At 48.2% G+C, this 26778-nt stretch carries 23 protein-coding genes and 1 tRNA gene; 21 read left to right on the top strand and 3 right to left on the bottom strand.

The annotated features are described in order from the left end of the window. Positions 1–59 precede the first annotated feature (59 nt). The 9 genes from BP97_RS0110010 (at position 60) to BP97_RS0110050 (ending at position 10373) form a co-directional block, all read left to right on the top strand. The gene (locus BP97_RS0110010; protein WP_028548975.1) at positions 60–1010 is read left to right on the top strand and encodes a ribose-phosphate diphosphokinase; all 951 of its coding nucleotides are present in this window, start codon (positions 60–62) and stop codon (positions 1008–1010) included. A gap of 106 nt (positions 1011–1116) precedes the next feature. Beyond that, entirely contained in the window at positions 1117–2868 is a 1752-nt protein-coding gene (locus BP97_RS0110015; RefSeq protein WP_028548976.1) for a tetratricopeptide repeat protein, read from the top strand. 51 nt (positions 2869–2919) lie between these two features. Further along, positions 2920–3867 (top strand): thioredoxin-disulfide reductase, encoded by a 948-nt coding sequence (gene trxB / locus BP97_RS0110020; RefSeq protein ID WP_028548977.1) that lies wholly within the window; start codon positions 2920–2922, stop codon positions 3865–3867. 128 nt (positions 3868–3995) lie between these two features. Continuing rightward, a complete protein-coding gene (locus BP97_RS0110025) occupies positions 3996–4946 on the top strand; it encodes an ROK family glucokinase (protein ID WP_028548978.1) in 951 nt (316 codons plus the stop codon). A gap of 116 nt (positions 4947–5062) precedes the next feature. Further along, on the top strand, positions 5063–5962 hold the full coding sequence (gene rapZ, locus BP97_RS0110030) for an RNase adapter RapZ (protein ID WP_028548979.1): 900 nt from the start codon (positions 5063–5065) through the stop codon (positions 5960–5962). Next, positions 5959–6945, top strand: a complete 987-nt coding sequence (locus BP97_RS0110035; RefSeq protein ID WP_028548980.1) for a gluconeogenesis factor YvcK family protein — start codon at positions 5959–5961, stop codon at positions 6943–6945. Before rapZ ends, BP97_RS0110035 begins: the two co-directional genes overlap by 4 nt. 6 nt (positions 6946–6951) lie before the next feature. After that, entirely contained in the window at positions 6952–7881 is a 930-nt protein-coding gene (gene whiA / locus BP97_RS0110040) for a DNA-binding protein WhiA (protein ID WP_028548981.1), read from the top strand. Between the two features lie 150 nt (positions 7882–8031). Further along, on the top strand, positions 8032–8301 hold the full coding sequence (locus BP97_RS0110045) for an HPr family phosphocarrier protein (RefSeq protein ID WP_028548982.1): 270 nt from the start codon (positions 8032–8034) through the stop codon (positions 8299–8301). A 305-nt stretch (positions 8302–8606) separates the two neighbouring features. Then, positions 8607–10373 (top strand): stalk domain-containing protein, encoded by a 1767-nt coding sequence (locus tag BP97_RS0110050; protein WP_028548983.1) that lies wholly within the window; start codon positions 8607–8609, stop codon positions 10371–10373. Positions 10374–10474: 101 nt separating this feature from the next. On the opposite strand, the gene clpP is transcribed toward BP97_RS0110050, so the two are convergent. The 3 genes from clpP to BP97_RS35810 all read right to left on the bottom strand — a co-directional run bounded on the left by clpP (position 10475) and on the right by BP97_RS35810 (position 12309). Beyond that, a complete protein-coding gene (gene clpP, locus BP97_RS0110055) occupies positions 10475–11056 on the bottom strand; it encodes an ATP-dependent Clp endopeptidase proteolytic subunit ClpP (protein WP_028548984.1) in 582 nt (193 codons plus the stop codon). Positions 11057–11211: 155 nt separating this feature from the next. After that, positions 11212–11286, bottom strand: a tRNA-Arg gene (locus tag BP97_RS0110060). A gap of 105 nt (positions 11287–11391) precedes the next feature. Next, positions 11392–12309 carry a LysR family transcriptional regulator gene (locus BP97_RS35810; protein WP_051620484.1) on the bottom strand — a complete coding sequence of 306 codons (918 nt, stop codon included), beginning with the start codon at positions 12307–12309 and terminating at the stop codon, positions 11392–11394. Between the two features lie 269 nt (positions 12310–12578). Between BP97_RS35810 and BP97_RS0110070 the strand changes: the two genes are divergently transcribed. The 12 genes from BP97_RS0110070 (at position 12579) to BP97_RS0110125 (ending at position 26674) form a co-directional block, all read left to right on the top strand. After that, complete coding sequence (locus BP97_RS0110070; protein WP_028548985.1) at positions 12579–14198, top strand: ABC transporter substrate-binding protein; 1620 nt, start codon at positions 12579–12581, stop codon at positions 14196–14198. Beyond that, positions 14185–15177, top strand: a complete 993-nt coding sequence (locus tag BP97_RS0110075; RefSeq protein WP_028548986.1) for an ABC transporter permease — start codon at positions 14185–14187, stop codon at positions 15175–15177. The genes BP97_RS0110070 and BP97_RS0110075 overlap by 14 nt, the downstream gene beginning before the upstream one ends. Next, positions 15174–16817 carry an ATP-binding cassette domain-containing protein gene (locus BP97_RS0110080; protein WP_028548987.1) on the top strand — a complete coding sequence of 548 codons (1644 nt, stop codon included), beginning with the start codon at positions 15174–15176 and terminating at the stop codon, positions 16815–16817. Before BP97_RS0110075 ends, BP97_RS0110080 begins: the two co-directional genes overlap by 4 nt. Positions 16818–16830: 13 nt before the next feature. Further along, complete coding sequence (locus tag BP97_RS35815; RefSeq protein WP_036745687.1) at positions 16831–17601, top strand: ABC transporter ATP-binding protein; 771 nt, start codon at positions 16831–16833, stop codon at positions 17599–17601. 86 nt (positions 17602–17687) lie between these two features. Next, positions 17688–18215: a hypothetical protein gene (locus BP97_RS0110090; RefSeq protein WP_028548988.1), complete on the top strand. Its 528-nt coding sequence runs from the start codon at positions 17688–17690 to the stop codon at positions 18213–18215. A 192-nt stretch (positions 18216–18407) separates the two neighbouring features. Further along, positions 18408–19436 (top strand): sugar-binding transcriptional regulator, encoded by a 1029-nt coding sequence (locus BP97_RS0110095; protein ID WP_028548989.1) that lies wholly within the window; start codon positions 18408–18410, stop codon positions 19434–19436. 57 nt (positions 19437–19493) lie between these two features. After that, entirely contained in the window at positions 19494–20501 is a 1008-nt protein-coding gene (gene gap, locus BP97_RS0110100) for a type I glyceraldehyde-3-phosphate dehydrogenase (protein WP_028548990.1), read from the top strand. Between the two features lie 279 nt (positions 20502–20780). Next, positions 20781–21962 (top strand): phosphoglycerate kinase, encoded by a 1182-nt coding sequence (locus BP97_RS0110105; RefSeq protein ID WP_028548991.1) that lies wholly within the window; start codon positions 20781–20783, stop codon positions 21960–21962. A gap of 82 nt (positions 21963–22044) precedes the next feature. Beyond that, positions 22045–22797, top strand: a complete 753-nt coding sequence (gene tpiA, locus BP97_RS0110110; RefSeq protein ID WP_028548992.1) for a triose-phosphate isomerase — start codon at positions 22045–22047, stop codon at positions 22795–22797. 1 nt (position 22798) lies between these two features. Further along, entirely contained in the window at positions 22799–24331 is a 1533-nt protein-coding gene (gene gpmI, locus BP97_RS0110115) for a 2,3-bisphosphoglycerate-independent phosphoglycerate mutase (protein ID WP_028548993.1), read from the top strand. Positions 24332–24369: 38 nt separating this feature from the next. Continuing rightward, on the top strand, positions 24370–25662 hold the full coding sequence (gene eno / locus BP97_RS0110120) for a phosphopyruvate hydratase (protein WP_028548994.1): 1293 nt from the start codon (positions 24370–24372) through the stop codon (positions 25660–25662). A gap of 298 nt (positions 25663–25960) precedes the next feature. Further along, positions 25961–26674 carry a M50 family metallopeptidase gene (locus BP97_RS0110125; RefSeq protein WP_028548995.1) on the top strand — a complete coding sequence of 238 codons (714 nt, stop codon included), beginning with the start codon at positions 25961–25963 and terminating at the stop codon, positions 26672–26674. Positions 26675–26778 lie beyond the last annotated feature (104 nt).

Here is a 26778-nt window from a genome sequence, read left to right on the forward strand (position 1 = left end):
TCGGAAAACAACCCACGAAAATTTACGTAAACATTCCATAGCGGAGGTAACCTGTAACCATGTATAGCGACAAATTGAAAATCTTTTCCGGATCATCCAACCCTAAGCTAGCTGAACGGATCAGTAACGAGCTGGGTGTTCCATTAGGCCAAGTCAAGCTTTCCCGATTCAAGTGCGGGGAGATTTACTGCTGCTACGAAGAAACGATTCGGAACTGTGATGTGTTTTTGGTACAAACTTTTTCCCATCCGATCAACGAGCACTTTATGGAGCTCCTGGTGATGATGGATGCGGCCAAACGTGCGTCGGCCAAAACAATCAATCTTGTCATTCCTTACTATGGTTATTCCCGTCAAGAGCGTAAAGCGGCTCCACGCGAACCAATTTCTGCGAAACTGGTAGCAGATCTGTTGAACGCTGCAGGTGCGGACCGTGTTATCACAATTGATTTGCATGCTCCTGCGATTCAAGGATTTTTCAATATTCCAGTCGATCATTTGACAGCGCTGGATTTGCTGAGCGCTCATATTAAGAAAAAAGAAATTGACGACCTGATCGTCGTATCTCCGGATGCTGGCGGTGTGACTAGAGCAGAGAATCTGGCTAACGTGCTGGAAGCTCCTATTGCTATGATGTTTAAAAAGCGCTATGCGCATAACGAAGCGGTTGTAACTCACGTAATCGGGGACGTAAAAGGTAAAACACCGGTTATTTTCGAGGATTTGATCGACACGGGAACGACCATTGTCAACGTAGTCGAAGGCTTGAAGGAAAGAGGAGCGAACGACGTCTACATCTGTGCGACGCATCCGGTGTTCTCCGGACCTGCCCTGCAGCGTTTGGACCATCCGAACATTAAAGAGGTCGTTATTACTGACTCTATCGCGATTCCGGAAGACCATTCATCCCGTTTCCAAGTGCTATCCGTAGCCGGTTTATTGTCCAATGCGATTCGAATTATTAAAGACGGGGGTTCCATCAGCTCCTTGTTTAAATATGGCGGAGTATAAAATGTAATCTGCTTATGGTTTTTAAGCTCTTTATGCTATACTTTTTGTATCGAAAAACGCTGGTTTCCTTTGTGAATTCCAGTCGGAACCGGAGGTGCCTTACTTAATGGAGAAGAAAAAGCGTGTTAACCCAACTCAGCATGAGAAAGTCATTCCGATGAAAATGGATGCCACGTTCTTTTTCGAAAGAGCCGTTCAGTCCTTGGACCGATATCATTACGATAAGGCATTAAAGTATTTTCGTCGGGCAGCAGATTACGAGCCGGAGAACCCGGTGAATCATTGCAACTTGGCGGGATTGCTTTCGGAGATGGGGAATTACGAGGAATCCAACCGCATTCTTCAGCACGTGCTGGATCAGATCGATCCGGGCATGACGGAATGTTATTTTTACATGGCTAATAATTATGCCAACATGGAAAATTACGAATCGGCGGAAAAGGCGATTATTCATTACCTGGAAAACGATCCTACAGGACAATTTCTGGAGGAATCCGAAGAAATGATCGAGCTTCTCAGCTACGAGCTGGATCGGCCGACCAAGCTGACATCGATCAAAAGCCGGGAAGGAATGTTCGAGCATGACCGGGCACGCAGTATGCTGGAAGAAGGCAAATTTGCGGAAGCGGTTCGTATTTTGGAGAAAATTATAAAAAAACATCCGGATTTCATGGCTGCTCGTAACAATTTGGCTTTGGCCTATTATTATATGGGGCACTTTGATAAATCCGTTGATATGATACGTCAGGTGCTTGAGCTGGATCACGGCAATTTGCACGGCTTGTGTAACTTGGCGATATTTTACCAGCACTTCGGAGACAAAGAAAACTTATCTGAGCTTCTGGAAGTTCTACGCAAAACGTATCCGTTTCATCAGGATCATGTGTTTAAGCTGGCCACGACGATGGGTATCTTAAGTGAACATGAGACGGCCTATCGTTTGTTCAAAAGGCTGCTTAAGACGGGCGAAGCGGGACTCGATCCTTGCCTGTTTCACTATACCGCGGTAGCGGCTTACAATACTAAACGATACGACGAGGCGGAGCGTCAATGGCGTCAGGCGGATAAATTCGATCCGGGATCGGAAATTCCGAAGTTTTATTTAAGCCAGCTGCAAAAGGCTCGGACCGAACAGGTGAAGCCTACAGTCAGTTACCATTATCATCTTCCTTTCGAAGAGCAGTTTCGTGGTTTGGAAAAGTCAGCGGAAGGCTTGCCAGATCATCTGAAGCGCGATCCGTTGGTTCGTTCGTCCTTTTTCTGGGCCCTGCGCCATGGAGATACTGAGACCAAGCTGCAGGTGATTCAAGCCTTCGGTTTGATCGGTGACAGCGAAGTCAAGGAAGCTCTGCTTGAGTTTATCCAAGAGCCGAAAGAGGACGATTACTTGAAAAAAGTGGCGATCTTCGTTCTGCGTAACATTGGACTGCGTGAACCGGTAACTGCGGTGCTCGATGGGAATCAACTGACGATCCCAGCTTCGCCGTTCTCTCCGAACTTGCCTGTTTGGGAGGCCAAGTGGCAGGAGATTATGGAACGAGCTATAAAGGAAATGAACCGCAGGTATGATATGGTTCAGCAGTACGATTTGCAAACATTATGGGTAGAATATTTATCGAGAGTGTACCCAAGTGTGCCGAAAATAACGAAAAGCGAAGGCTGGGCAGCCGCACTGGAGTATTTGACGGCCAAAATGCACCGTCGCGCGATCTCCTTTCATGAGCTGTCACAACGTTATGAGGTTTCGGCAGCCACGATAAGCAAGAACGTAAAATTGATCGACGAGGCTTGCGGTATCCGAGAGAAGATGGAAGCCATCTTTCCTACGTTCCCGAGCTTTGATAATAAAGTGAAATAATATTTGCCAATAATGCTTACGAAGAGGGAAGCACAAAAGGAGGAACTGTACATGTACAAATCAATAGTAATCGGAACCGGCCCGGCCGGACTGACAGCGGCCATTTACCTGGCTCGTGCGAATTTGAATCCTTTGGTCATTGAAGGTCCTGAACCGGGCGGACAATTGACAACGACTACGGAAGTTGAGAACTTCCCTGGTTTTCCTCAAGGTATCATGGGTCCTGAACTCATGGACAATATGCGTAAGCAGGCGGAGCGCTTCGGAGCTGAATTCAAAACCGGCTGGGTCAACAAAGTGGATTTGTCCAAACGTCCGTTCAAGCTGTCAGTTGAAGGAATGGGAGATATCGAGTCGGAAACCCTTATTATTTCCACTGGGGCCACTGCGAAGCTGCTGGGCATAGAGAATGAAAAAGAAAGTATCGGTCGCGGTGTAAGTACCTGTGCAACCTGTGACGGCTTTTTCTTCCGCGGGAAGAAAATTATCGTTGTCGGCGGAGGCGATTCGGCCATGGAGGAAGCAAACTTCCTGACCCGTTTTGCTACAGAAGTACGCTTGGTGCATCGTCGCAGCGAGCTGCGCGCATCCAAAATCATGCAGGACCGTGCACGCGAAAATCCGAAAGTGGCATGGAGCCTGAACAATACTCCACTTGCCGTCGTATCGGGTGATAAAGGAGTCACCGGTTTGAAAGTGAAAAACAATGAAACCGGAGCTGAAGAAATTATTGAAGCGGACGGAATTTTCGTCGCTATCGGACATAGACCGAACACAGACTTCCTGGGTGGTCAAATTACTATTGACGAACAAGGCTACATTGTCGTCAAGCCAGGAACGACGCAAACGAATGTTGAGGGTGTTTTTGCTTGCGGTGATGTGCAGGATACGAAGTATCGCCAAGCAATTACAGCTGCTGGCAGCGGATGTATGGCAGCTCTCGATTGTGAGAAGTTTTTGGAAGGACATGCTGTTCACGACTGGAGTCAAACGCTGTAATGATAAGAAAAACGTGGGACCAGGGTTCCACGTTTTTTCGTTTCGGCTTCTTGACCTGTGGATAGGGTTGGCTTATAGTTGGAACAGGAAGCAGTACGTGATCAAACGTTTATGAGGTGACCAGGATAATGGGAGAGAAAGTGTACGTTGGAGTCGATCTGGGAGGAACGGCCATTAAGGTAGGGCTTTGCGACGAAAATGGGAGGCTGCTGCAAACTTTCGAAGGACCGACAGGAACGGAACATGGTGTCGACGTCGTATTGGAGAATATCGCACAATACGTGCGCAAGCTGGTAGCGGATTCCCCGTACGAATGGGAGCAGGTTGCCGGGATCGGAGCGGGCATTGCCGGATTTATGGATATCCCGGAGGGCTTTATCAAGCTATCCCCCAACTTGGGCTGGCGTAACGTACCTATTAAACAGATTCTCGAAGAGAAGCTTGGCAAAACCGTGAAAATCGACAATGATGCAAACGTTGCTGCGCTGGGAGAAGCGTGGAGCGGCGCGGGTGCCGGAATTCCGAGCCTTGTATGCTATACTCTCGGAACCGGAGTCGGCGGAGGCGTTATTGTTAACGGAAACATCATTCAAGGATTCAAAGGAATGGCCGGCGAGCTAGGCCATATGATCGTCGTACCGGATCTGGAGGCGATTCAATGCGGTTGTGGTATGAAAGGTTGCTTGGAGACCGTATCCTCGGCTACAGGCATTATTCGCATGGCTAAGGAAGCAGTAGAGCGTGGAGAGCATACCTCTCTAGCATTGGTAGAGAACATTATGGCTAAAGACGTTTTCGATGCGGCTAAATCCGGAGATGACGTTGCTTTACGTATTATTAACCGTGCCGCGTTATATTTGGGCAAGTCTATGGCGGCAGTTTCCGTAGTATTGAATCCGCAGCGGTTTATTGTCGGAGGCGGGGTTTCTAAGGCTGGCGATATTTTATTTGATGCCATTCGCAAATACTTCAATGAATTCGCACAGGAATCGGCAAAAGAGGGCGTAGAGATCGTCCCTGCGAGCTTGGGCAATGATGCTGGAGTAGTCGGAGCAGCTGGTTTGAGTTTGCGGTCGTGATAGATAAAATAGTTTAATATGAATATAGAAACGGTTTAAGTGTTTAAACAGCGACGATTTCATCGCTAAGGCGAGGCCAGATGATGGAATCCGAGCGCCCTGGAGGTGGCAATCCCATGGAAGAAATGCATACCTTAGGCAAACTGGTTATTATTACAGGCATGTCAGGTGCAGGCAAAACCATTGCGGTACAAAGTTTGGAGGATTTGGGCTTTTTCTGCGTAGATAATCTTCCTCCTGTGCTCATTCCGAAGTTTGCTGAATTGATCGAGCAGTCCAAAGGTCGGATCGGTAAAGTAGCCCTTGTTATCGACCTGCGAGGAAGAGAGTTTTTCACTTCTTTGTCCGAGTCGCTTCGGTATGTGCAGGAGAATCATACGCTGACTTATGAAATCTTGTTCCTCGACGCGACGGACTCGGTCCTTGTTCAACGTTACAAGGAAAGCCGCCGTAAACATCCGCTTGCTCCGACAGGCGCTCCTCTGGAAGGCATCGTGCAGGAGCGTAAGCTGTTGGAGGAGCTTAAAGGTATGGCGACACAGGTTATTGATACAGGCAGCCTGAAGCCTGCTCAACTGAAAGAGCGGATCGTGTCTCGGTTCACTAACCTTGAGTCGGATGGGATCTCTATCAATGTTATTTCCTTCGGCTTTAAATATGGGGTTCCTATTGATGCGGACTTAATCTTCGATGTACGGTTTCTTCCCAATCCGCATTATATAGACACGCTCCGACCTAATACAGGCCAAGATCCTGAAGTATACGACTATGTCATGAAGTGGAGCGAGACACAAGAGTTTCTTAGCAAGCTTCTTGATATGTTGAACTTCTTAGTGCCCCAATACAAGAAAGAAGGCAAGAGCCAGGTTGTCGTAGGCATTGGTTGTACGGGGGGCAAGCACCGTTCCGTAGCCATTGCAGAGTATCTGGGCAAAGTGATGGGCAACAGCGAGACGGAGACGGTCCGGGTTAGCCACCGTGATTCCGAGCGCGATCGGGTTGAGGTGAAGAAATGACGGATAGCCGTCTAGATAGTGCACGGCCTAATATCGTTGTGATAGGCGGAGGCACCGGCTTATCGGTTATGCTTCGTGGCTTGAAAGAGAAACCACTGGATATTACGGCTATCGTTACTGTAGCGGATGACGGAGGCAGCTCCGGCATCCTTCGTTCCGAGCTGGAAATGGTCCCGCCAGGCGATATTCGTAACGTATTGACGGCATTGGCCGATGTAGAGCCGCTGCTTGGCAATATGCTCGAATACCGGTTTGAGAAAGGGCAGGGATTAGCAGGACATAGTTTGGGTAATCTAATCTTGGCAGCGATGCGAGATATTACCGGTGATTTTGTCACAGGTGTCCGTGAGCTGAGCCGTGTATTTGCCGTACGAGGGCGTGTTCTTCCCGCCGCTCATGACGCTATTGTCCTAAAGGCAGAGATGACGGATGGGACCATTGTTGTTGGCGAGTCCAAGATCCCGAAAGCAGGCAAAGTGATCAAACGTGTATTTATAGAGCCGGCTGATGTTGCTCCTTTGGATGAAGCTATTGATGCTCTGAAGCAGGCAGATGCAATTCTAGTCGGGCCTGGCAGCTTGTATACGAGCATTATGCCGAATTTGCTTGTTCCTGAAATAACGCGTACTATAGTGGAATCCAAGGCGCTTAAAATGTTCATTTGCAACGTTATGACTCAGCCTGGAGAGACTGACAATTATACGGTTAGCGATCATTTGAAAGCCGTATACCACCATGTAGGGCACCACTTGTTCGATTATGTTATCGTCAATAATGGGGAAATTCCCGCCCAAGTGCAGAACCGATATGCCGAAAAGGGAGCCAAGGTGGTCCCATTGGACCTCGAGGAAGTAACAAAGAACGGGTACAAAGTCATTGGCGATCAGCTTGTTTTATTCCGCACTTATTTGCGTCATGACGCCGTAAAGCTAAGTCATCACATATATCAACTGGTGGAGAGCTGGATGCACAAGAAGAGGTGATTTACCATGTCCTTCGCCGCACAAACGAAAAAAGAACTTACGATGATCCAGTCCGATGCTTGCTGTGAGACCGCTGAGCTGTCCGCGCTTATTCGCATGAACGGTTCCGTTCAGCTGACGAATCAGCGTATCGTTCTGGATGTTTCAACCGAGAATGCGGCTATTGCACGTCGTATGTACACACTGTTGAAGAAGAAATTCAATGTTCATACCGAACTGTTGGTACGTAAGAAAATGCGGTTGAAAAAAAATAACGTCTACATCGTTCGTGTACCTGCTCAGGTGCAGGAAATATTGTCCCAGATGCAGATTGTGTCTGAAGGGTTTTTGTTTACTCCGGGTATCGCGGAAGATATTATTAAAGAGGATTGCTGTAAGCGGGCTTATTTGCGTGGAGCTTTCCTTGCCGGTGGCTCGGTCAATAACCCAGAGGGATCATCCTACCATCTTGAGATATCTTCGATGTACGAGGAGCATTGCCAGTCTTTATGCCGGTTGGCGAACGAATTTGATTTGAATGCTCGCTGCATAGAACGGAAAAAGGGCTTCGTCTTCTACATTAAGGAAGGCGAGAAGATTATCGAGTTTCTCAATTTGATTGGAGCGCATCAAGCGCTGCTTCGGTTCGAGGATGTGCGTATCATGAAGGATATGCGCAATTCCGTCAACCGGCTGGTCAACTGCGAGACAGCCAATCTGAACAAGACGATAGGCGCGGCCGTAAGGCAAATCGATAATATTCGTTTGCTTCAGAAGGAAATCGGCCTTGAGAACTTGCCCGATAAGCTTCGAGAGGTTGCAGAAATTCGTCTGATGCATCCGGACATGAATTTGAAAGAAGTCGGCGACTTATTAAAAGGAAACGTCAGCAAATCGGGTGTGAATCATCGGTTGCGCAAAATCGATGAGATGGCGGAAAAAATTCGTAAATCATAACACATGTGGAAAATATAGATTTTTTGTGTTATTTTACGATACGCCTAGTGTATCGGTGGGATAAATGGTATAATATTTGAAAAATCGCTTTTTCATGGTCATTTATGCAAATGGTCATTTGCTATTAAGAAGTAGGGGGTATGGGTTGGAATGTCGAAACGCCCAGTAGTCGTAAAGTTGAAAACAGGCCTTCATGCCAGACCAGCAGCACTTTTCGTGCAGGAAGCTAATAAGTTTTCTTCGGAGATCTTCGTCGAGAAGGATGAGAAGAAAGTCAATGCCAAGAGTATCATGGGTATTATGAGCTTGGCTATCAGTACTGGTACGGAAGTTTACATTAGTGCTGAAGGTTCGGATGCCGAGCAGGCTGTAAACGCTTTAGTCGCTTTGGTCAGCAAAGAGGAACTGGAGAATCAATAACAACCGCCACAGGCTTCCGTAAGGAAGCTTTTTCACCACATAGGAAAGTTAAATTCCGCCTAAGCGTAAGCATAGCGAAAAGCATTTCCTATTGGCGATAAAACCAACCGTTGAACGCGGTCGTTCTTCATCGAAAGACTTCGATAGAGGGTTTCTCACCACCAATGGAAGACAATGGGTGGTATGGGATGCACAGAAAAGCGCAACCTTTTCTTGAGCGGAGCGTCTATAATGACGTGTCTTCTGCAGAAAAGGTTTTTTGCTGTTCTTATTTATATTTTTGCTTTTTAGAAGGAGTAAGAGAGATGAAACAGATGAAAAGAGAAATGTCTTTAATGATGATCATCACCTTGTTGTGCACCGTTCTCTTCTCTCCGTTGGCATCAGCACAGAGCGTTGCGTCGACTTCGACCTACGTACTGCTCTATGTTGATAAAGCGGAGGCGTTTTTGAACGGTAAACAGGTAACGTTAGACTCCCCAGCTACGATCATTAAAGACAAAATGTTTGTGCCTGCTAAGTTTTTGGGGGATGCAATGGGTCTGAAGGTGGAGTGGAACGACAAAACGCGCCAGATTGAAATGGCCACACCTGGTTTCAACATTGTTCTGGACAGTGACCGCAAAGCTGTGTGGATCAATGGCGTATTGGAACCTTTCGATTCCGTAGCCGCGATTAGTCCGGAAGGGCGTTTATTAATCAAGCTGACTTGGTTAGCAGATTATATGGGTGCCCGCTATACTTACAATGACGAATTGAGACGTGTGGAAATTATCCATACGAAAACCCCGACCGGAATTTACATTCCGAACTCGGGCAATTCAAAGCCGGTAGCGAAGTTTTCTTTTGCAAAAGACACGTACAAGATTGGTGAGCCGGTAAAATACGTAGATCTAAGCTATGATCCGGATGCAGAAGGTATTGCGAAATTCGAATGGACAGGCAATAACGAGGCGTTCTTCAATCCCGGAACTTATCCGGTTACGTTAACGGTATGGGACGCTCATGGCAATAAAAGCGAACCGTACACACGGAATATAGTAATAAGCAATGAAACATACTTAAGCGCAATCGAGTATCCTATCTATACCAAGCCTCCAGGCAGCTTCATCAAAGCGGATTGGAGCATGCTGTGGGGGAACTTCTGGAACTTGCCGCAGCTGGCGAAGCAGGTAACCACAGATTCTTCGAGAAAGCTGCTGGTAAGCGACAGCCCAGAGGAATTCACGGAAAAAGGGATATTGTATCAGGATAAAGTGAACGGTAAAGGAAGACTATACGCCGATCACGTGAATGGAACGAAGGAAAAGGTGACTATGGCCATTTTGGCTAAGAATACGACCAACAAGCCAGTCACTATTAAAACGACCAACAAAGGCGAAGTGTGGCCTTCTGTGTACGCCAATTTGATCGGCAACGAAGCGTCGGTTGACTTCTTGATGAATGATCCGCGTAACGATGAAATGGTCATCCCGGCTAATCAGACGTTAATTTATTCGCAAATGCCGGAATTCTACCCAGGACAAGGCGTGAACTTGTTCTACGATGTGGAAACTGATGGAGAAATCCAATTCTCCTTTGTGGCAACAGACCAAATCTCGCAAAATACATTGACGCAGCTGCCGCTTTTACCGTTTACCGGTCATGTGCGTGGTACGTTCCCGGTTTCTGAGGTGAAGTGGAACATTGATGCTAGCTCGTTTACGACACCTTCCCGAATTATTATAGGTGATGGAGAAACAGATCCGTTCCAACCGGGCTACGACCCGATGCGAAAGCAGAACGTGACCAATGACGGAAACTATGGCGTCGTGTACAAGATTCATTCAGATAAGCCGCGCAAAATGGCCATCATGATTTTGGCATATGGCGGTGTGTTTAAAGGACCGTTTAAAATTAACGGCGAAATGCACCTTGTGCCTCAATCAGGAGTATTGACCGCTTTTGACGGCATGCAAATTTTAGCTAAAACGACAGGCAACGAAAAATCACTGGATATTGAATTTACACCTCCGGCAGGCTCGGCATTCCCAATTGATCTCATCTTCTATCCTTTAGACGATAAAGAGTAATTATTGAAATTTTCTTCAATGACCTACTAAAAAAAGTTCCGGGTACCGCCTAGTGGCAGTACTCGGAACTTTTTTATTACTCAAACGATCGTTATTCACTATTACACGCGTTCAATCACTTTATCGATCAAGCCGTACGCAGCGGCTTCTTCGGCATACATGAAGTTATCGCGGTCCGTGTCCTTCTCGATTCTTTCGAAAGATTGACCTGTGCGTTCAGCCAAAATGTGATTCAGCTTATCGCGCATTTTCAAAATACGCTTCGCGCGAATTTCGATGTCGCTTGCTTGTCCTTCGGCTCCGCCGAGCGGCTGGTGAATCATGACTTCGCTGTTAGGGAGTGCAAAGCGTTTGCCTTTGGCACCTGCAGCGAGCAGGAAAGCACCCATGGAAGCAGCCATACCGACGCAGATGGTCGATACGTCCGGCTTAATAAACTGCATCGTATCGTAGATGGCCATCCCTGATGTAATGGAACCGCCCGGGCTGTTAATGTACAAGTGAATGTCTTTATCCGGATCCTGCGCGGCCAAAAACAACAATTGGGCAATAATCGCATTGGCCACAACGTCATTTACCGGAGTTCCCAGAAAAATAATGCGATCCTTCAGCAGTCGGGAGTAAATATCATAAGCGCGCTCCCCTCTTGCATCCGGTTCAACGACCATTGGAATGAAACTCATAAGCTGCAGCCTCCTTAAAGATCATGTATGGTAACACTATAACCATCATAACGTAAAATCAAACAAAGGTCAAGAAAGGTCAAACGATGCTTACAAAAAAACCTCTAACCCGGCGCTAATGCAAGGTATAGAGGTTTGGTTATTTGAAGTAAAAGTGGCGCGCCCGTAAGGAATCGAACCTTAATCTCAGGCTCCGGAGGCCTACGTCATATCCATTGGACCACGGGCGCATGTTAGATTGTCTCAAGAAAAGAGAAGCAAGAGTTATTATATGATAATGCCCACAAAAAAGCAACCCTGTGAACGAAATTGTCATCCGACTGCTTTCGTGGCAATTAGATCACGGTAGATGTACTGTAACCCGTCATTCCTCCAGTTTGGACACAAGCATAGAAGGCACGTTCTACATCGGTTGGAGGTGTGTTTTTCCGGTAAACCAGGCCATTTTTTCTCTCAATACGAAGACCGCAGATAGGCTTGCTCAGCAATTCGCCCTTTTCGAGCTGATCGCGAACAGCATAGTAGGGAAGAAAAGCAATACCAAGTCCGTTCTTGACGGCTTCCTTTATAACTTCAAAATTACTCATAGAAACCGTAGATAAGCGGATCCCCATCGTTCTAAGCGGAGAGAGAATGCAGCTTTGCAGCAAACGGCTTTGCGGCAGCAGCAAGGTACTTTGTTCCAGATCACGGCTATAAAGCGTCTTTCTCTCGGACCAACGATGTCCTAGCGGGAAGACGAGCATGAATTGATCCTCGAACAGTACATGGTGGTTGAGCTCCGTCTGGATATATTTATCATCATCATATAAAGGCATAAAAGCGAAATCGATTTTGTCCTGCAACAGCATTCTATGTAAATCATCATAACAAAAGGTATGCAGTTCGAACTGCTGCTTCGGATATGTCTGATGGAACTTTCGCAGCAGATCCGGCAGTACATAGACTCCCATATAGTTGCTGGCATAAATCGATAGGATGGAATTAACTTGCTGAGATTGCTTGATTTTGCCGGAGGCCTCATCGAACAGCTGCGTTATTCGCTGCGCATATTCATAGAATATCGTTCCCTGCGGAGTCAGTTTAACCGATCTTCCAGAGCGGACAAGCAGCTTAGCGTCAAGAATTTCTTCTAGCTGCTGAATGTGGGAGCTGATAGTAGGCTGTGAGCAGTACATCTGCTTCGCGGTTTCGGTGAAGGAGCCGCATTCGGCAAGCGTAAGGAAAGTGTCCATTTTCTCGAAAATTTTCATGTGTCCGGCCTCCGAAAGAGTGAAATATGTTTAGAGCGAAGTATACTATAACTGATAATGATTATCAATATCATAAAACCACCGCATTTATCAGAGATCCTAATCAATATATTAAAAAACAATATGAAATCGGTTTCATCAGATGAATGGATTGCCATTTTCACAAATATACCATTTTAATTGATATTGATAATTATTATCAATAGATTTATGATCTTTCTTAGGCATCTAAGAGACTTTCATTGTGATTATAGAAGGAGTGGGTTTACATGCTATCCCGAACGAAACGGGGCCTAGGCATATTATTAAGTTCCATCATGATTTTTTCCGGCTGCAGCACGGCGAACACGCCATCGGCAACCAAATCAGACAAACCGGCGGACAATCAGGCCGCTGTAGCCCAGGAAAAGCCCTCCGTCCGCATTGGATGGCAAAAAAGCGGCTATCCTTCACCCTTTGCATTCAGCGCTTCAGGTCCTGGAGGCTACCTACATAGCAGCTTCTTGTTCGATACATTAACTTGGAAAGATGACAAAGGCGTCATCCCTTGGTTGGCTAAATCCTGGAAGCAATCTGATGACGGGCTAAGCTACACATTTGAGCTTGAGCAGGGGGTAAAGTGGCATGACGGAGTGGCCTTCACAGCTGACGATGTCGTGTTCACGTTTGATTACTATAAGAAAAATCCGTTCCCTTGGACGGGCGATATCACTCAAATCGAATCGGTTAAGAAGACAGGTGATACCACGGTCGTCTTCAAGCTCAAAAATAAATATGCTCCATTTTTAAGTGATCTGGTCGGCATCATGCCTATTATTCCTAAGCACATATGGGAGAAAGTGGACAAGCCTATAGCTTATCGCGATCCAAGTGCACTAGTCGGTACAGGGCCGTTCACCATGAAGGAATATGACGAGAAGTCTGGGCAGTACTTATTCGCAGCTAATGAGAATTACTTCAAGGGAAAAGTCAATGTGAAGGACGTTGCTTATCTGGACGTGCAGAACAAAATTTTGTCCCTGCAGAAAAATGAAATTACGGCTGGAACAACGCTCAATTATCCAGAGGTCGAGCAGCTTCAAAAAGAGGGCTTTGACGTCATGAAAAACAATCAGACTGGGAGTGCGGTACGTGTCGTATTCAATCTTGAGCATCCGCAGCTGAAGGACAAGCGGCTTCGCCAAGCACTGGCTTATGCGCTGGACCGTTCCGAAATGGCTAAGAAGATCGTTGGAGGAGAGCCGCTCGTTGGCAGCGCAGGGGTCATTCCGCCGGATTCCTCCTGGTATAACAAGGATGTGTTGAAGTATGACTACAATACGGCTAAAGCCGATGAACTGATGGATCAATTGGGCTACGCCAAAAATGCAAGCGGAGTGCGTGAAGCGCTCAAGCTGAACATGATGGTATCCTCGACCTCCAAAGAAGCGCAAATGATGCAGGAAATGCTTAAAAAAGTAGGCATTACGCTTAATATCCAACAAGTCGATACAGCGACTTTCACAGCGGCAATGGGCGAAAACAAATACGATATGGCTATTACCGGACATATTGGCTTAAGCGGTGATCCTGACTTCCTGAGACTATGGTTCTTAGGATCAGCAAGTAACGCTTTTGCTGCCAGAGGCAAGTCGTTTACCAATGCGGAATTCCAAAAGCTGGCTGAAGCGCAGCTCCAGGAGTTGGACCCTGACAAACGCAAGGCGGAAGTGAACCAAATGCAAGCGATTTTGTCCGATGAGCTTCCTACCCTGGTTTTGTATCACCGTCCGTTTTACTTGTTGTATAAGAAAAGTGACTTCAATGGTTGGTTTAACACGTTCGGTGGTATAGCAGACGGCATTCCTTTGTGGGATAACAAGGCGGCCTTCATCGATGGGCGCAAGTAAGCAAGCTGTCACGTATATCAATGTTTTTTTGTTCATCCTGTTGTTGAACTTTTTCCTCCCACGGCTACTACCGGGAGGACCCATTGACTACATTGAGGGCGGAGAGAATGGAGCAGTTCTGATGAGCGAGGCGCAAAAGGCGGCCATCCTTAGCTATTACCGGCTCGATGAACCGATGTGGCTTCAGTTCCTACACTATGTGAAAGGCGTGTTCACACTCGATTTCGGACTATCGGTGACCTACAAGTCTCCGGCATTCGAAGTGATTATGAGCAGGCTCCCATGGACACTGCTGATCGTTGGCTCTGCCACCGTACTGTCGATTCTTATTGGGCTGGGGCTTGGACTGCTGTCCGCTTGGAAGCATGCAAGTCGGACGGATCGCGGGCTGCTGCTCACGATGGTCGGGCTCGGAGCAGTGCCGGAATTTCTTGTCGGCATGCTGCTGCTAATCGGATTTAGCGTCCAATGGAGCTGGTTCCCGCTCAGCGGTGCTGCGACACCTTTCTTTAAAGCGGATGCTTGGTGGGATCGGGCCCTGGATATTATTAAGCATGCGTTTTTGCCGATCGTTACCCTGACGGCAGCTAATCTGGCGAGCCTGTATCTGCTGATGCGCAACGAAGCGATCCGCGTACTGCGAGAGCCGTTCGTTGAGTTCGCCCGGGCGAAGGGCGTCCGCAGCGGGGCAATAGTCGTTCGGCACGTGCTGCGCAATGCCCTGCTGCCGATGGTCACGATGATTTTGCTGCGGATAGGCGGTCTATTGGCGGGCTCTGTGCTAGCCGAGACGGTGTTCTCCTATCCCGGAATCGGAAAGCTGCTGCAGGAAGCGATCCTTTCGCGGGATTATCCGCTGTTGCACGCATTGTTTCTGCTGCTGACCGTGTTCGTGCTGCTCCTGAACGTAGTAGCGGACGTGCTGTATCCTTGGCTCGATCCGCGAATCCGAACAGGAAAGCGGGGTGAACGGGGATGACAAAAATCAAATGGATAGGCACTGTGGTATTGGTGCTGTTCGTTCTTCTAGCGGTAGGCGGACCTATGGTGGCTCGTTTCGGTCCCATTGCCTTCGATGGAGAACGGCTGAGCGCCCCTTCGACGGTCCATTGGCTAGGTACGAATTCATTGGGTCAGGACATATTCAGTCAATGGGCTTACGGAGCTCGTAATACGCTGTTGATCGGATTATTGGTCTCGTTATTGAGCACTGGCCTTAGCGGAATGCTGGGGCTTGCGGCCGGATATTCCAAGAGGCTTGACCCTGTTATTAACGGGATCGCTAACGTGCTGCTTGTCATTCCTTCTTTGCTGCTCATGCTGCTCGTAGCGGCTTTTACAGGAGGAGGGGCCATACAGCTCGTGCTGACGCTCGGGCTGCTGAGCTGGCCGGGATATATGAGGCTCATAAGAGCCTCCGTGTTATCGCTCAAGGAACGGGAGTTCGTGAAGGCCGCGCAGCTATTTCAAGCTAAGCCGGTCTACATATTGCGTAAGCATCTGCTTCCCTTTATCGGTCCGCTGCTCAGAACCAAATTCATTATGTCGTTCCGGCAGGCGGTGACAATGGAAGCGGGCTTGTCCTTTCTTGGTCTCGGAGATCCGAATCAAGCGACCTGGGGCAAGATGCTGGAGCAGGCGTTTCAACAAAATGAAACGTGGATGACTTCCGTCTGGCAGTGGACTGTGCTGCCGCCTGCTTTATCGCTGCTGCTAGTCACTGTCGGGCTGGCGCTGCTGGGTGAATCGGCCCGAAGCGGGGCCGAAGCTGGGGGCTTCGTGGGTAGTGAGCAGCCGAGCGGTCGGTTCAATCGTAAGGCAGCCAAGCCTGCACAGGCTGAGACGGAGTACAGCCCGGATGCGCCGGTAGCAGCTATCGGGCTGAGTGTCGCTTACGGTGAACGGAACGTGCTGCAGCCGGCAACCTTCACGGCCGCTGACGGAAGCGTCACCGCCGTGCTCGGTGAGTCAGGCTCGGGCAAGACGACGCTAGCCCGGGCGCTCTACGGCCTGCTGCCGAGATCAACGGTGCAGGGGGAAGCCTTCATCGGCCGCAAGAGAATATATGGCGGCGCGAACCGGATGCGCCGCTGGCATGATGCGGCGTTCATCTTCCAGGACCCGCGCCAGAGCTTCAACCCGCTGCTGACGATAGATCAGCAGTTTCGAGAAGCGATGCAGGGCCGGAACCGGGCTTCCGCTTCCGCGGCGGTCAAGCGAAAGGAAGCGACACAGGCGCTTCGCGAGGTTCAGCTGGAGGAGCGAGTGCTCGATTGCTACCCGCATCAATTAAGCGGGGGCATGCTTAGCCGCGTGGCAATCGCAATGTCGCTTGTGAACAAGCCGTCCGTGCTTATCGCTGACGAACCTACCGGAGCGCTTGATCCTATTGTTAAGCGCGAAATCTTGGAGCTGCTGGCAGCCAAGGTGAGAGAGCACAGGATGACCTTGTTCCTTATCACCCATGACATTAGGTCCGCTCTTCACGTAGCGGATGCCATCATGGTATTGAAGGAAGGGCAGTTGGTGGAACACGCCCCACGCGAAAAGTGGCTGGATAGTCCAAAGGCCCCTTACAGCCGGGAGCTTCAAGGCTCCCTTCGACAGATCAACAGATAGGAAGTGAGGGCCCATGCTGGAGATACATCGGATAAGTAAGTGGTTCGGCCGCGGCACATCCCAAGCTTATGCTGTAAGAGACGCCTCGTTAACCTTGGCGGAGAGTGAAATTTTTGCTTTGGCTGGGGAGAGCGGTTCGGGAAAGTCCACACTAGCGGAAATGATCGTCGGCTTGAAAAATCCGGATGAAGGGCACATATACTGGAAAGGTTCGCCGATGGGACAGCAGCCCGACTACTGGCGCCATGTTCAGATGGTGTTCCAAAACCCGGACCGTTCTTTGAATCCTTATTGGAAGATCAAGGACATTATAGCCGAACCACTGCTCCTCCATAGGACGGGCCGGGTTGAGGCGATGCAACGTGTGGATGAGCTGCTTGAACAGGTGCAGCTTTCTCGCAGCTTGGCAAACCGGAGCACTTCGGAGTGTTCAGGGGGACAGAAGCAGCGTATCGCCATCGCCCGGGCGTTGGCTGTTCGGCCGACCCTGCTTATAGCCGATGAGATCACATCGGCTCTCGATCCAATGACTGAACTAGATATCCTTCAGCTTCTGATCGGGCTGAAGCGGGAATACGGGATGTCCATTCTGTTCATAACGCACCGGCTGGAAACACTGCCCGGTTTTGCGGATCGGCTGGCTGTGATGAAGGACGGCCGTATTGTGGAAACAGGCCGATGTGAGGAAGTTTGGGCTTCCCCGCAATCTCCGTATACGAAGCGGCTCTTGCAGGCTTGTTCGTATGATTTCTTTAACGGTAGAGTGGCTTCTCATCAAGGATAGAGGTAACTTGGTGTCGATTATAGGTGGGACGAGGAAAAAATAGCTAAGCTTTGACGTTTATTCATAATCATAGAGGAGGCATCATCATGTCTGTAGTTCGAGTAATGGATGATAGAGCTTGTTTGGAAATTGGGTTCGAGGATATTCGCAAGTATCACGGAGAGTTGGCCCTTATGGCGGTTGCGGTAGGGTTTCGTTCCTTGCAGGCGGCGTTTGCCGAGCTATTTGGGGATGACTTTGTCCCGCAAAGGAAATCAATTAGCATCGTATCCGGCCACGCCGGCCCAGGTTTCCGGGATGCATTTGAATATGTGACGAGAGCCGTTACACGTGGAGCCTACCAGGTTAATGTCGACTATCCGGCTGCTCAGCATGACCCGCACCGTGCACAGTCCTATGCCTTTGTGATTTCTACCAAGGAGGGCGCTTCTGTTGAGGTAGCTTTGAAGGAAGGCTTCCTGCCGATGAAGTTCTATGACTTCCTGGCGAAGGGACGCGCAGGTACAATGACTGAAGAAGATAAAGAGGAATTTAGTGAGATGAAATGGTCGTTATCGCAGCAGGCACAGGCTTTGACGCAGGAAGAGCTTCTTACGGTCACACGATTGTCATAGAGCAAAAAAAAGGCCGATTTTGTGGCAGAACCATTTTTTTGTCCATTTTGTGTTTTTTTAGTTGAAAATGGTTTTCAGATTTTATATAATAAACTCAGCTAAGTGAAAGCTTAGTTGTTTTTTTGGAAGTTGTGGGACTAAAAATGTAGTACTGGGACAAAAAAAGTCCAATGGTCAGCGGGAGCGTGTTTTATGAGAGATATACTCGATATTCAAAAGCAGCTTCTGCCGGACTTGCTGGACACGCTGAAAGAACGGTATACCATTTTGCACCACATCATGGTATCCGGTATCGTTGGTCGCAGGACGCTGGCGGTATCGCTGAACACGACGGAGCGCATCTTGCGTGCTGAGGTCGATTTTCTGAAAGCCCAAGGCCTCTTAGAGGTTGATGCATCAGGGATGAAAATCAGCGAAGCCGGAAGGCAGCTACTCGAGAAGATCGAGCCGTTAGTCAAAGACTTGTTCGGTTTGACGGAGCTCGAAGAACGGATACGAGCGCATTTTGGTTTGAAGCAGGTTGTTATCGTGCCTGGGGATTCAGATACCTCCCCTCATACGAAGAAGGAATTGGGACGCGCCGGAGCCGCCGTGCTTCGTAAGTACGTATCCCAGGATGAAGTGATTGCGGTAACCGGAGGCTCAACGATGGCTGAGGTCGCCTATCATTTATCTTCCTCCACTTCACTCAAAGGCAGCTGGTTCGTACCGGCTCGAGGCGGGCTTGGCGAAAGCGTAGAGCTGCAGGCGAACACGATAGCTTCTACCATGGCTAAGAAGACAGGCGCCAAGTATCGACTGCTTCATGTTCCAGATCATCTGGGCGAGGAAGCATACCAAACCTTGATGCAGGACAGCACCATACTGGAGATTATCCAGTTTATCCGCAAAGCCCGGATCGTCATTCACGGTATGGGTGAAGCTATGGTGATGGCCAGACGGCGGAAGGTGGATGCGGAAACAACGTCGAGTTTGCAAAACGACGGCGCATTGGCGGAAGCATTCGGCTATTATTTTGACCGCGGAGGCAAAATTCTTCATAAGATGCCAACCGTAGGCCTAAGAATTGAAGATATTCAAGAAATGGACTGTGTGATCGGTGTCGCCGGAGGCAAAAGCAAAGGGGAAGCGATCGCGGCGGTGCTGCGTTTTGGAAGAGAAGATATTCTCGTCATCGACGAAGCGGCAGCGCAGGTCATAGTTCAGACATTGACATCTTGACAGGTTATCCTGTCTTGACATAAATCCAAATGACTAATTATTAGGAGGCTATTTCACATGGCAACTAAAGTAGGTATTAACGGTTTTGGACGTATCGGTCGTAACGTATTCCGCGCAGCATTCAATAACCCTGAGGTAGAAGTAGTAGCAATCAACGATTTGACAGATGTTAACACATTGGCTCACTTGTTGAAATACGATACAACTCACGGCCGCTTCAATGGTACAGTAGAAGCTACTGAAGGTGCTTTGATCGTTAACGGTAAAGCGGTAAAAGTATTTGCTGAGCGTAACCCTGAAAACCTGCCTTGGGGCGCTAACGGTGTTGAAATCGTTATTGAATCCACAGGTATTTTCACAGCGAAAGAAAAAGCTTCCCTTCACTTGAAAGGCGGCGCTAAAAAAGTTATTATCTCCGCTCCTGCTACTGACGAAGATATCACTATCGTTCTTGGCGTTAACGAAGATAAATACGATGCAGCAAGCCACACAATCATCTCCAACGCTTCCTGCACAACTAACTGCTTGGCACCATTTGCAAAAGTATTGAACGACAAGTTCGGTATCGTTAAAGGTATGATGACTACAATTCACTCCTACACTAACGACCAATCCGTTCTTGATCTTCCGCATAAAGATCTTCGTCGTGCTCGTGCAGCGGCTGAGAACATCATTCCTTCAACTACAGGTGCAGCTAAAGCCGTTTCCTTGGTGCTTCCTGAGTTGAAAGGTAAATTGAACGGTATGTCTTTCCGCGTTCCTACTCCAAACGTTTCCGTAACTGACTTGGTTGCTGAGTTGAAAGTAAACGTAACGGTTGACGAAGTAAACGCAGCATTGCAAGAAGCAGCTAACGGTCCTTTGAAAGGCGTGCTGAACTTCTCCGTAGAACCGCTTGTTTCTAGCGATTACAACGGCGACCCAGCTTCCTCCACAATCGACGCATTGTCGACTATGGTAGTTGGCGACAACATGGTTAAAGTAGTTTCCTGGTACGACAACGAGTGGGGCTATTCCAACCGTGTAGTTGACTTGGTATCCTTCATCGCGAAAAAAGGTTTGTAAGTTAGAAAAATTGTGGTTATGAACTGAAAAAGTTTCAAAACGTTTCGCGCTTTTGATGCAAAAGGGATGTACTTTCGGGTTCTGTTGAGCTTGTATTCTTTGAATTAGACTTCATATCGGTATGAATACAATCTCAAAGGACCTTGCTGACGCTCTACAGTACATCCCTTCTTGCTTTATTGCGAAGCCATTTCGAAACGATAATCAGTCATTACCACATTTTTTATGTGTGGGTAGGTCTGAGTAAGCTGGTAAACATAGAGGAGGCGCGGGAGAACAATGAACAAAAAAAGCGTTCGTGACGTAGAAGTAAAAGGCAAAAGAGTATTTGTACGGGTAGATTTCAACGTTCCGTTGGAAAATGGACAAATCACTGATGATACTCGGATTCGCGAAACCGTTCCGACAATTCAATATTTGACGGAAAGAGGCGCAAAAGTTATTCTGGCGAGCCACATGGGACGTCCGAAAGGACAAGTTGTGGAAGAGCTTCGCTTGACTCCAGCTGCCGTTCGTTTGGCTGAGCTGTTGGGCAAACCGGTTGCTAAAGCGGATGAAGCTATTGGTGACGCGGTTAAAGCGCAAGTAGCGGCATTGAACGAAGGCGATGTGCTGTTGCTTGAAAACGTACGTTTCTATGCAGGCGAAGAAAAGAACGATGTAGAATTGGCTAAATCGTTCGCTGAACTGGCAGACTTGTATGTGAACGATGCGTTCGGCGCTGCTCACCGTGCCCACGCTTCTACAGAAGGTATCGCGCATCACTTGCCAGCGGTTTCAGGTCTTTTGATGGAGAAAGAGCTTGATGTATTGGGTAGAGCATTGAACAATCCTGAGCGTCCTTTCACAGCTATCGTAGGCGGCGCGAAGGTTAAAGATAAAATCGATGTTATTGAAAACCTGTTGAACATTGCAGACAATATCATCATCGGCGGAGGCTTGTCCTACACGTTCTTGAAAGCACAAGGTCTTGAGATCGGTAAATCGTTGGTAGACAACGATAAAATCGACCTGGCACTTAGCTTCATCAACAAAGCGAAGGAAAAAGGCGTTAACTTCCTGCTTCCTGAAGATATCGTTGTAACGGACGATTTCAGCCCTACTGCAAACACGAAACAAGTTTCGATCAACGAAATTCCTGCTGACTGGGAAGGTATCGACATCGGACCGAAAACTCGTGAGAAATATGCTAAAACTATCGCTGAATCCAAGCTGATTGTATGGAACGGACCGATGGGCGTATTTGAAATCGAGCCATTCTCCCACGGTACTCGTGCGGTTGCGGAAGCTTGCGCTAACACAGCTGGTTACACAATTATCGGCGGTGGCGACTCTGCGGCAGCAGTTGAAAAGTTCCACTTGGGTGATAAAATGGACCATATCTCCACAGGCGGCGGCGCTTCCCTGGAGTTCATGGAAGGTAAAGCTCTTCCGGGTGTCGTAGCCCTTAACGATAAATAAGAGATATCAAAACTAACCGGTGAATATCCAATAGCTTGTCTGAGGGTATTCATCGGAATTCTACCTACAAGGAGTGACGAATATGCGTAAACCGATCATTGCTGGTAACTGGAAAATGTTCAAAACCGTGAGCGAAGCGGTAGCTTTCGTTAACGAAGTCAAAGGCAAAGCAGAAGTAGATGGCGTGGATAGCGTAATCTGCGCTCCTTTTACTAACTTGCCTGCTCTTGTCGAGGCTGTAAAAGGAACAACATTGAAAGTTGGCGCGCAAAACCTTCATTTCGAAGATAATGGCGCATTCACAGGCGAAATCAGCGGCGTCATGCTGAAGGATCTTGGCGTAGACTACGTTATCATCGGGCACTCCGAGCGTCGCGCTTATTTTGCGGAAACAGACGAAATCGTTAATAAAAAAGTACACGCAGCATTCAAGCACAGCTTGACTCCGATCTTGTGCGTAGGCGAGAAGCTCGAAGAGCGCGAAGCGGGTCAAACCAAGGACGTTTGCAAAGTGCAAACAGAAGCGGCTTTTGCAGGCCTTAGCGCTGAGCAAGCGGCTCAAGTCGTTATCGCATACGAGCCTATCTGGGCGATCGGAACGGGCAAATCCTCCACGGCTGCTGATGCTAACGAGGTTATCAGCTACATCCGTGAGCTGGTTGCAGGCTTGTACGGTCAAGCAACAGCGGATGCGGTTCGCATCCAATACGGCGGTAGTGTGAAGCCAAACAATATTAGTGAATATATGCAAGAGTCCGATATCGACGGAGCTCTCGTAGGCGGAGCGAGCTTGGAGCCGGCTTCCTACATCGCACTCGTCGAGGGGGCGAAGTAAGATGTCCAGACCGAAACCGGTAGCACTGATTATTCTTGACGGATTTGGCCTTCGCGGTGAAGTAGCGGGCAACGCCGTTGCGCAAGCGAAAAAGCCTAACTACGACCGTTACTGGGCGGAATATCCTCACACGACATTAACCGCTTGCGGCGAAGCAGTGGGTCTTCCTGAAGGACAAATGGGCAACTCCGAAGTTGGTCACTTGAACATTGGTGCAGGTCGTACTGTGTATCAGGATTTGACCCGTATCTCCAAATCAATTCGCGATGGCGAATTTTTCGATAACGAGACGATTCTGGGTGCGATTCGCAGCGCAAAGCAAAACGGCAAGAAGCTGCATTTGTATGGCTTGCTGTCCGATGGCGGCGTTCACAGCCATATCGACCATCTGTTCGCTTTGCTGGAAGTATGCAAAAAGGAACAATTCGAAGAAGTATACATTCATGCTTTCCTGGACGGCCGTGACGTGGCTCCAGATAGTGCGAAATCGTATATGGAAAGATTGCTGTCTAAAATCAGCGAAATTGGCGTAGGCAAAATCGCTACGGTTCAAGGTCGCTACTATGCAATGGATCGCGATAAACGCTGGGAGCGTACGGAGAAATCCTATCGCGCAATGGTTTATGGCGAGGGCCCAGCCTACACAGATCCAATGAAGGCGATCATTGAGTCGTACGAGAAATCGGTATTCGATGAATTTGTTATGCCGACAGTGATCGTGAAAGCTGACGGAACCCCTGTAGGGTTAGTGGAATCGGGAGATTCCGTTATTTTCTTCAACTTCCGTCCAGACCGTGCCATTCAATTGTCCCAAGTGTTTACGAACAGCGACTTCCGCGGCTTCGATCGTGGACCCAAATGCCCATCGAATCTGCACTACGCCTGCTTGACGTTGTTCAGTGAGAGCGTAGACGGCTTCGTAGCATATAAACCGAAGAACCTGGATAACACCTTAGGTGAAGTCTTGGCGCAAAACAACCTGAAGCAGCTGCGTACGGCAGAGACGGAGAAATACCCGCACGTTACGTTCTTCTTCAGCGGCGGCCGCGATGTGGAGCTGCCTGGCGAAACTCGCATTCTGATCAACTCGCCGAAAGTAGCGACATACGATTTGCAGCCGGAGATGAGCGCGTACGAGCTCGCGGAATCAACTGTGAAAGAAATCGAATCCGGACGCCAGGATGTTATTATCCTGAACTTCGCTAATCCGGATATGGTAGGCCACTCCGGCTTGCTGGAGCCTACGATTAAAGCCATTGAAGCTACGGACGAATGCCTCGGCAAAGTTGTGGAAGCGATCCTGGCTCAAGGCGGCGTTGCCTTGATCACAGCAGACCACGGAAACGCGGATGTGGTTACGAATCCGGATGGTACGCGCAATACGGCGCATACGACGAACCCGGTACCTTTTATTGTGACCAATAAACATGTTACACTAAGAAACGATGGCATTTTGGCGGATATCGCCCCTACGATGCTGAAGCTTCTCGAGGTTCAGCAGCCTGAGGAAATGACCGGTAAAGCATTAATTTAATTCAAAATCTTACAAAGACTAAGGAGTGTATCAAAGTCATGACAATGATTACTAATGTTTATGCTCGTGAAGTATTGGATTCCCGCGGTAACCCAACGGTAGAAGTAGAAGTTTACCTCGAGTCCGGCGCAAGAGGCCGCGCTATCGTTCCATCCGGCGCATCCACAGGTGCTTATGAAGCAGTTGAGCTTCGTGATGGAGACAAATCCCGTTACTTGGGTAAAGGCGTTCTGAAAGCAGTTGAGAACGTTAATGATACCATCGCTCCTGAATTGATCGGCTTGGACGCTTTGGATCAAGTAGCTATCGATAACAAAATGATCGAACTTGATGGCACGCCTAACAAAGCTAAATTGGGTGCTAACGCGATTCTTGCCGTTTCCATGGCGGTAGCTCGTGCGGCTGCTGAAGCATTGGACATCCCTCTGTACGTTTACTTGGGCGGATTCAACGCAAAACAACTTCCTGTACCTATGATGAACATCATCAACGGTGGCGCTCATGCGGACAACAACGTTGACGTTCAAGAGTTCATGGTTCTTCCTGTAGGCGCTCCTACATTTAAAGAAGCTCTTCGTACTGGCGCGGAAATTTTCCACAGCCTGAGATCCGTATTGAAAGAAAAAGGCTTGAACACAGCAGTTGGCGATGAGGGCGGCTTTGCTCCTAACTTCGCTTCCAACGAAGAAGCTATTACTTCCATCCTGACTGCAATCGAGCGTGCTGGCTACAAACCAGGCGTTGACGTATTCTTGGGTATGGACGTTGCTTCCACTGAGTTCTTCAAAGACGGTAAATACCACCTGGAAGGCGAAGGCAAATCCTACACTTCCGCTGAGTTCGTAGATTTCTTGGCTAACTGGGTTGAAAAGTATCCAATCATCACAATCGAAGATGGCTGCTCCGAAGATGACTGGGAAGGTTGGAAATTGCTTACTGAGAAATTGGGAAGCAAAGTACAATTGGTTGGTGACGACTTGTTCGTAACTAACACTGCTCGTTTGTCCACAGGTATCGAGCAAGACATCGCAAACTCCATCTTGGTTAAAGTGAACCAAATCGGTACTTTGACTGAAACTTTCGATGCTATCGAAATGGCTAAACGCGCTGGTTACACAGCAGTTATCTCCCACCGTTCCGGTGAGAGCGAAGACAGCACAATTGCTGATATTGCGGTTGCTACTAACGCAGGTCAAATCAAAACAGGTGCTCCTTCCCGTACTGACCGTGTAGCTAAATACAACCAATTGCTTCGTATCGAAGACCAATTGGGAAGTACAGCTCAATACGCTGGTAAAAAAGCGTTCTACAATTTGAAGAACTTCAAATAAGATAGTAGTACTTGGTTTAGTCAAAAGACGGGTTGTAAATCCGTCTTTTGTGCTTAATTAATAAAAAATGGGTTGTATGAAAACCGTAGTTTCTTCCGAAACGCTTCAGCCGGAGAATTGGACATCTGTCGGAGAGTTTACGTGCGGCCTTTGAAAATGGGTTGTTACCGAAAGGTAAGTTATTGAGAACCCGTTTTCAAGAGACGCCGGAGGCAGTGTCGCAATTCGCAGGAGGATGTACAGGTTTCGGTAATGATCTCAACGGTATTCATACAACCCCCTCCGGGGGGATCATCAAATGGGCAACGGGTTAAAGACTGTATTATTCTTAATAGGGTCAGCCTTTCTCACACGGTTGATCCCCTTTTCTTCTTTTTTTCGCAACTTGGATACAATGATTCATGAATTTGGGCATGCTGTAGTTACATTGGCGCTTTCAGGCAAGGTTATGTACATTGAGCTGTATGCCAATCACAGCGGGGTTACGTATTCCCAGATCATGAACAATTGGAGCTCCATTCCGGTTTCACTTGCCGGCTATATGACAGCGTCCTTGTTCGCCGTATTCTTATTTAAAATGCGGGCTGGTGGCAAACAGCGGCTGGGCCTTCAGGTCATTACAGTGCTCGCTATCATATCCCTCATATTATTCGTTCGCAACGAGTTCGGCGTCATGTGGCTGGTCGGTTTTATTGCCTTGAATATTATTATGCTGGCCCTATCTCCACGCTGGCTGACGGATTTCTACTACTTATTGCTTGCGTTTCTGACATTGGAGGAATCGGTCGTCGGTCCGATCTCGCTTATCGTGTACGCATTGGAAAATCCGGCATCCGCAGGCGATGCGGCAAACCTAAGCAGAGTTACGCCAATACCGGCAATAGGCTGGGCTGTATTTTTCAGTCTTTTCGGATTATGGTGTGCCAAAAAGGCGATCGTCGCTTTTCTAGAGCGCAGGAAGCCAAGGCCAACCCGACAACCGCAACAGCCTAGGTACAATGAGTATCGTTAGCTAGACGAGGTGTCTATGTTTGCCAGTTGGACGAGTATGTGATATAATACAAATGCTGTCTATTTTAGGGTCTTATTATGGCTATACCGTAGCCTTTGTTTCAT

This window comes from Paenibacillus sp. UNC451MF (assembly GCF_000686845.1).
Classification (GTDB): Bacteria; Bacillota; Bacilli; order Paenibacillales; family NBRC-103111; genus Paenibacillus_S.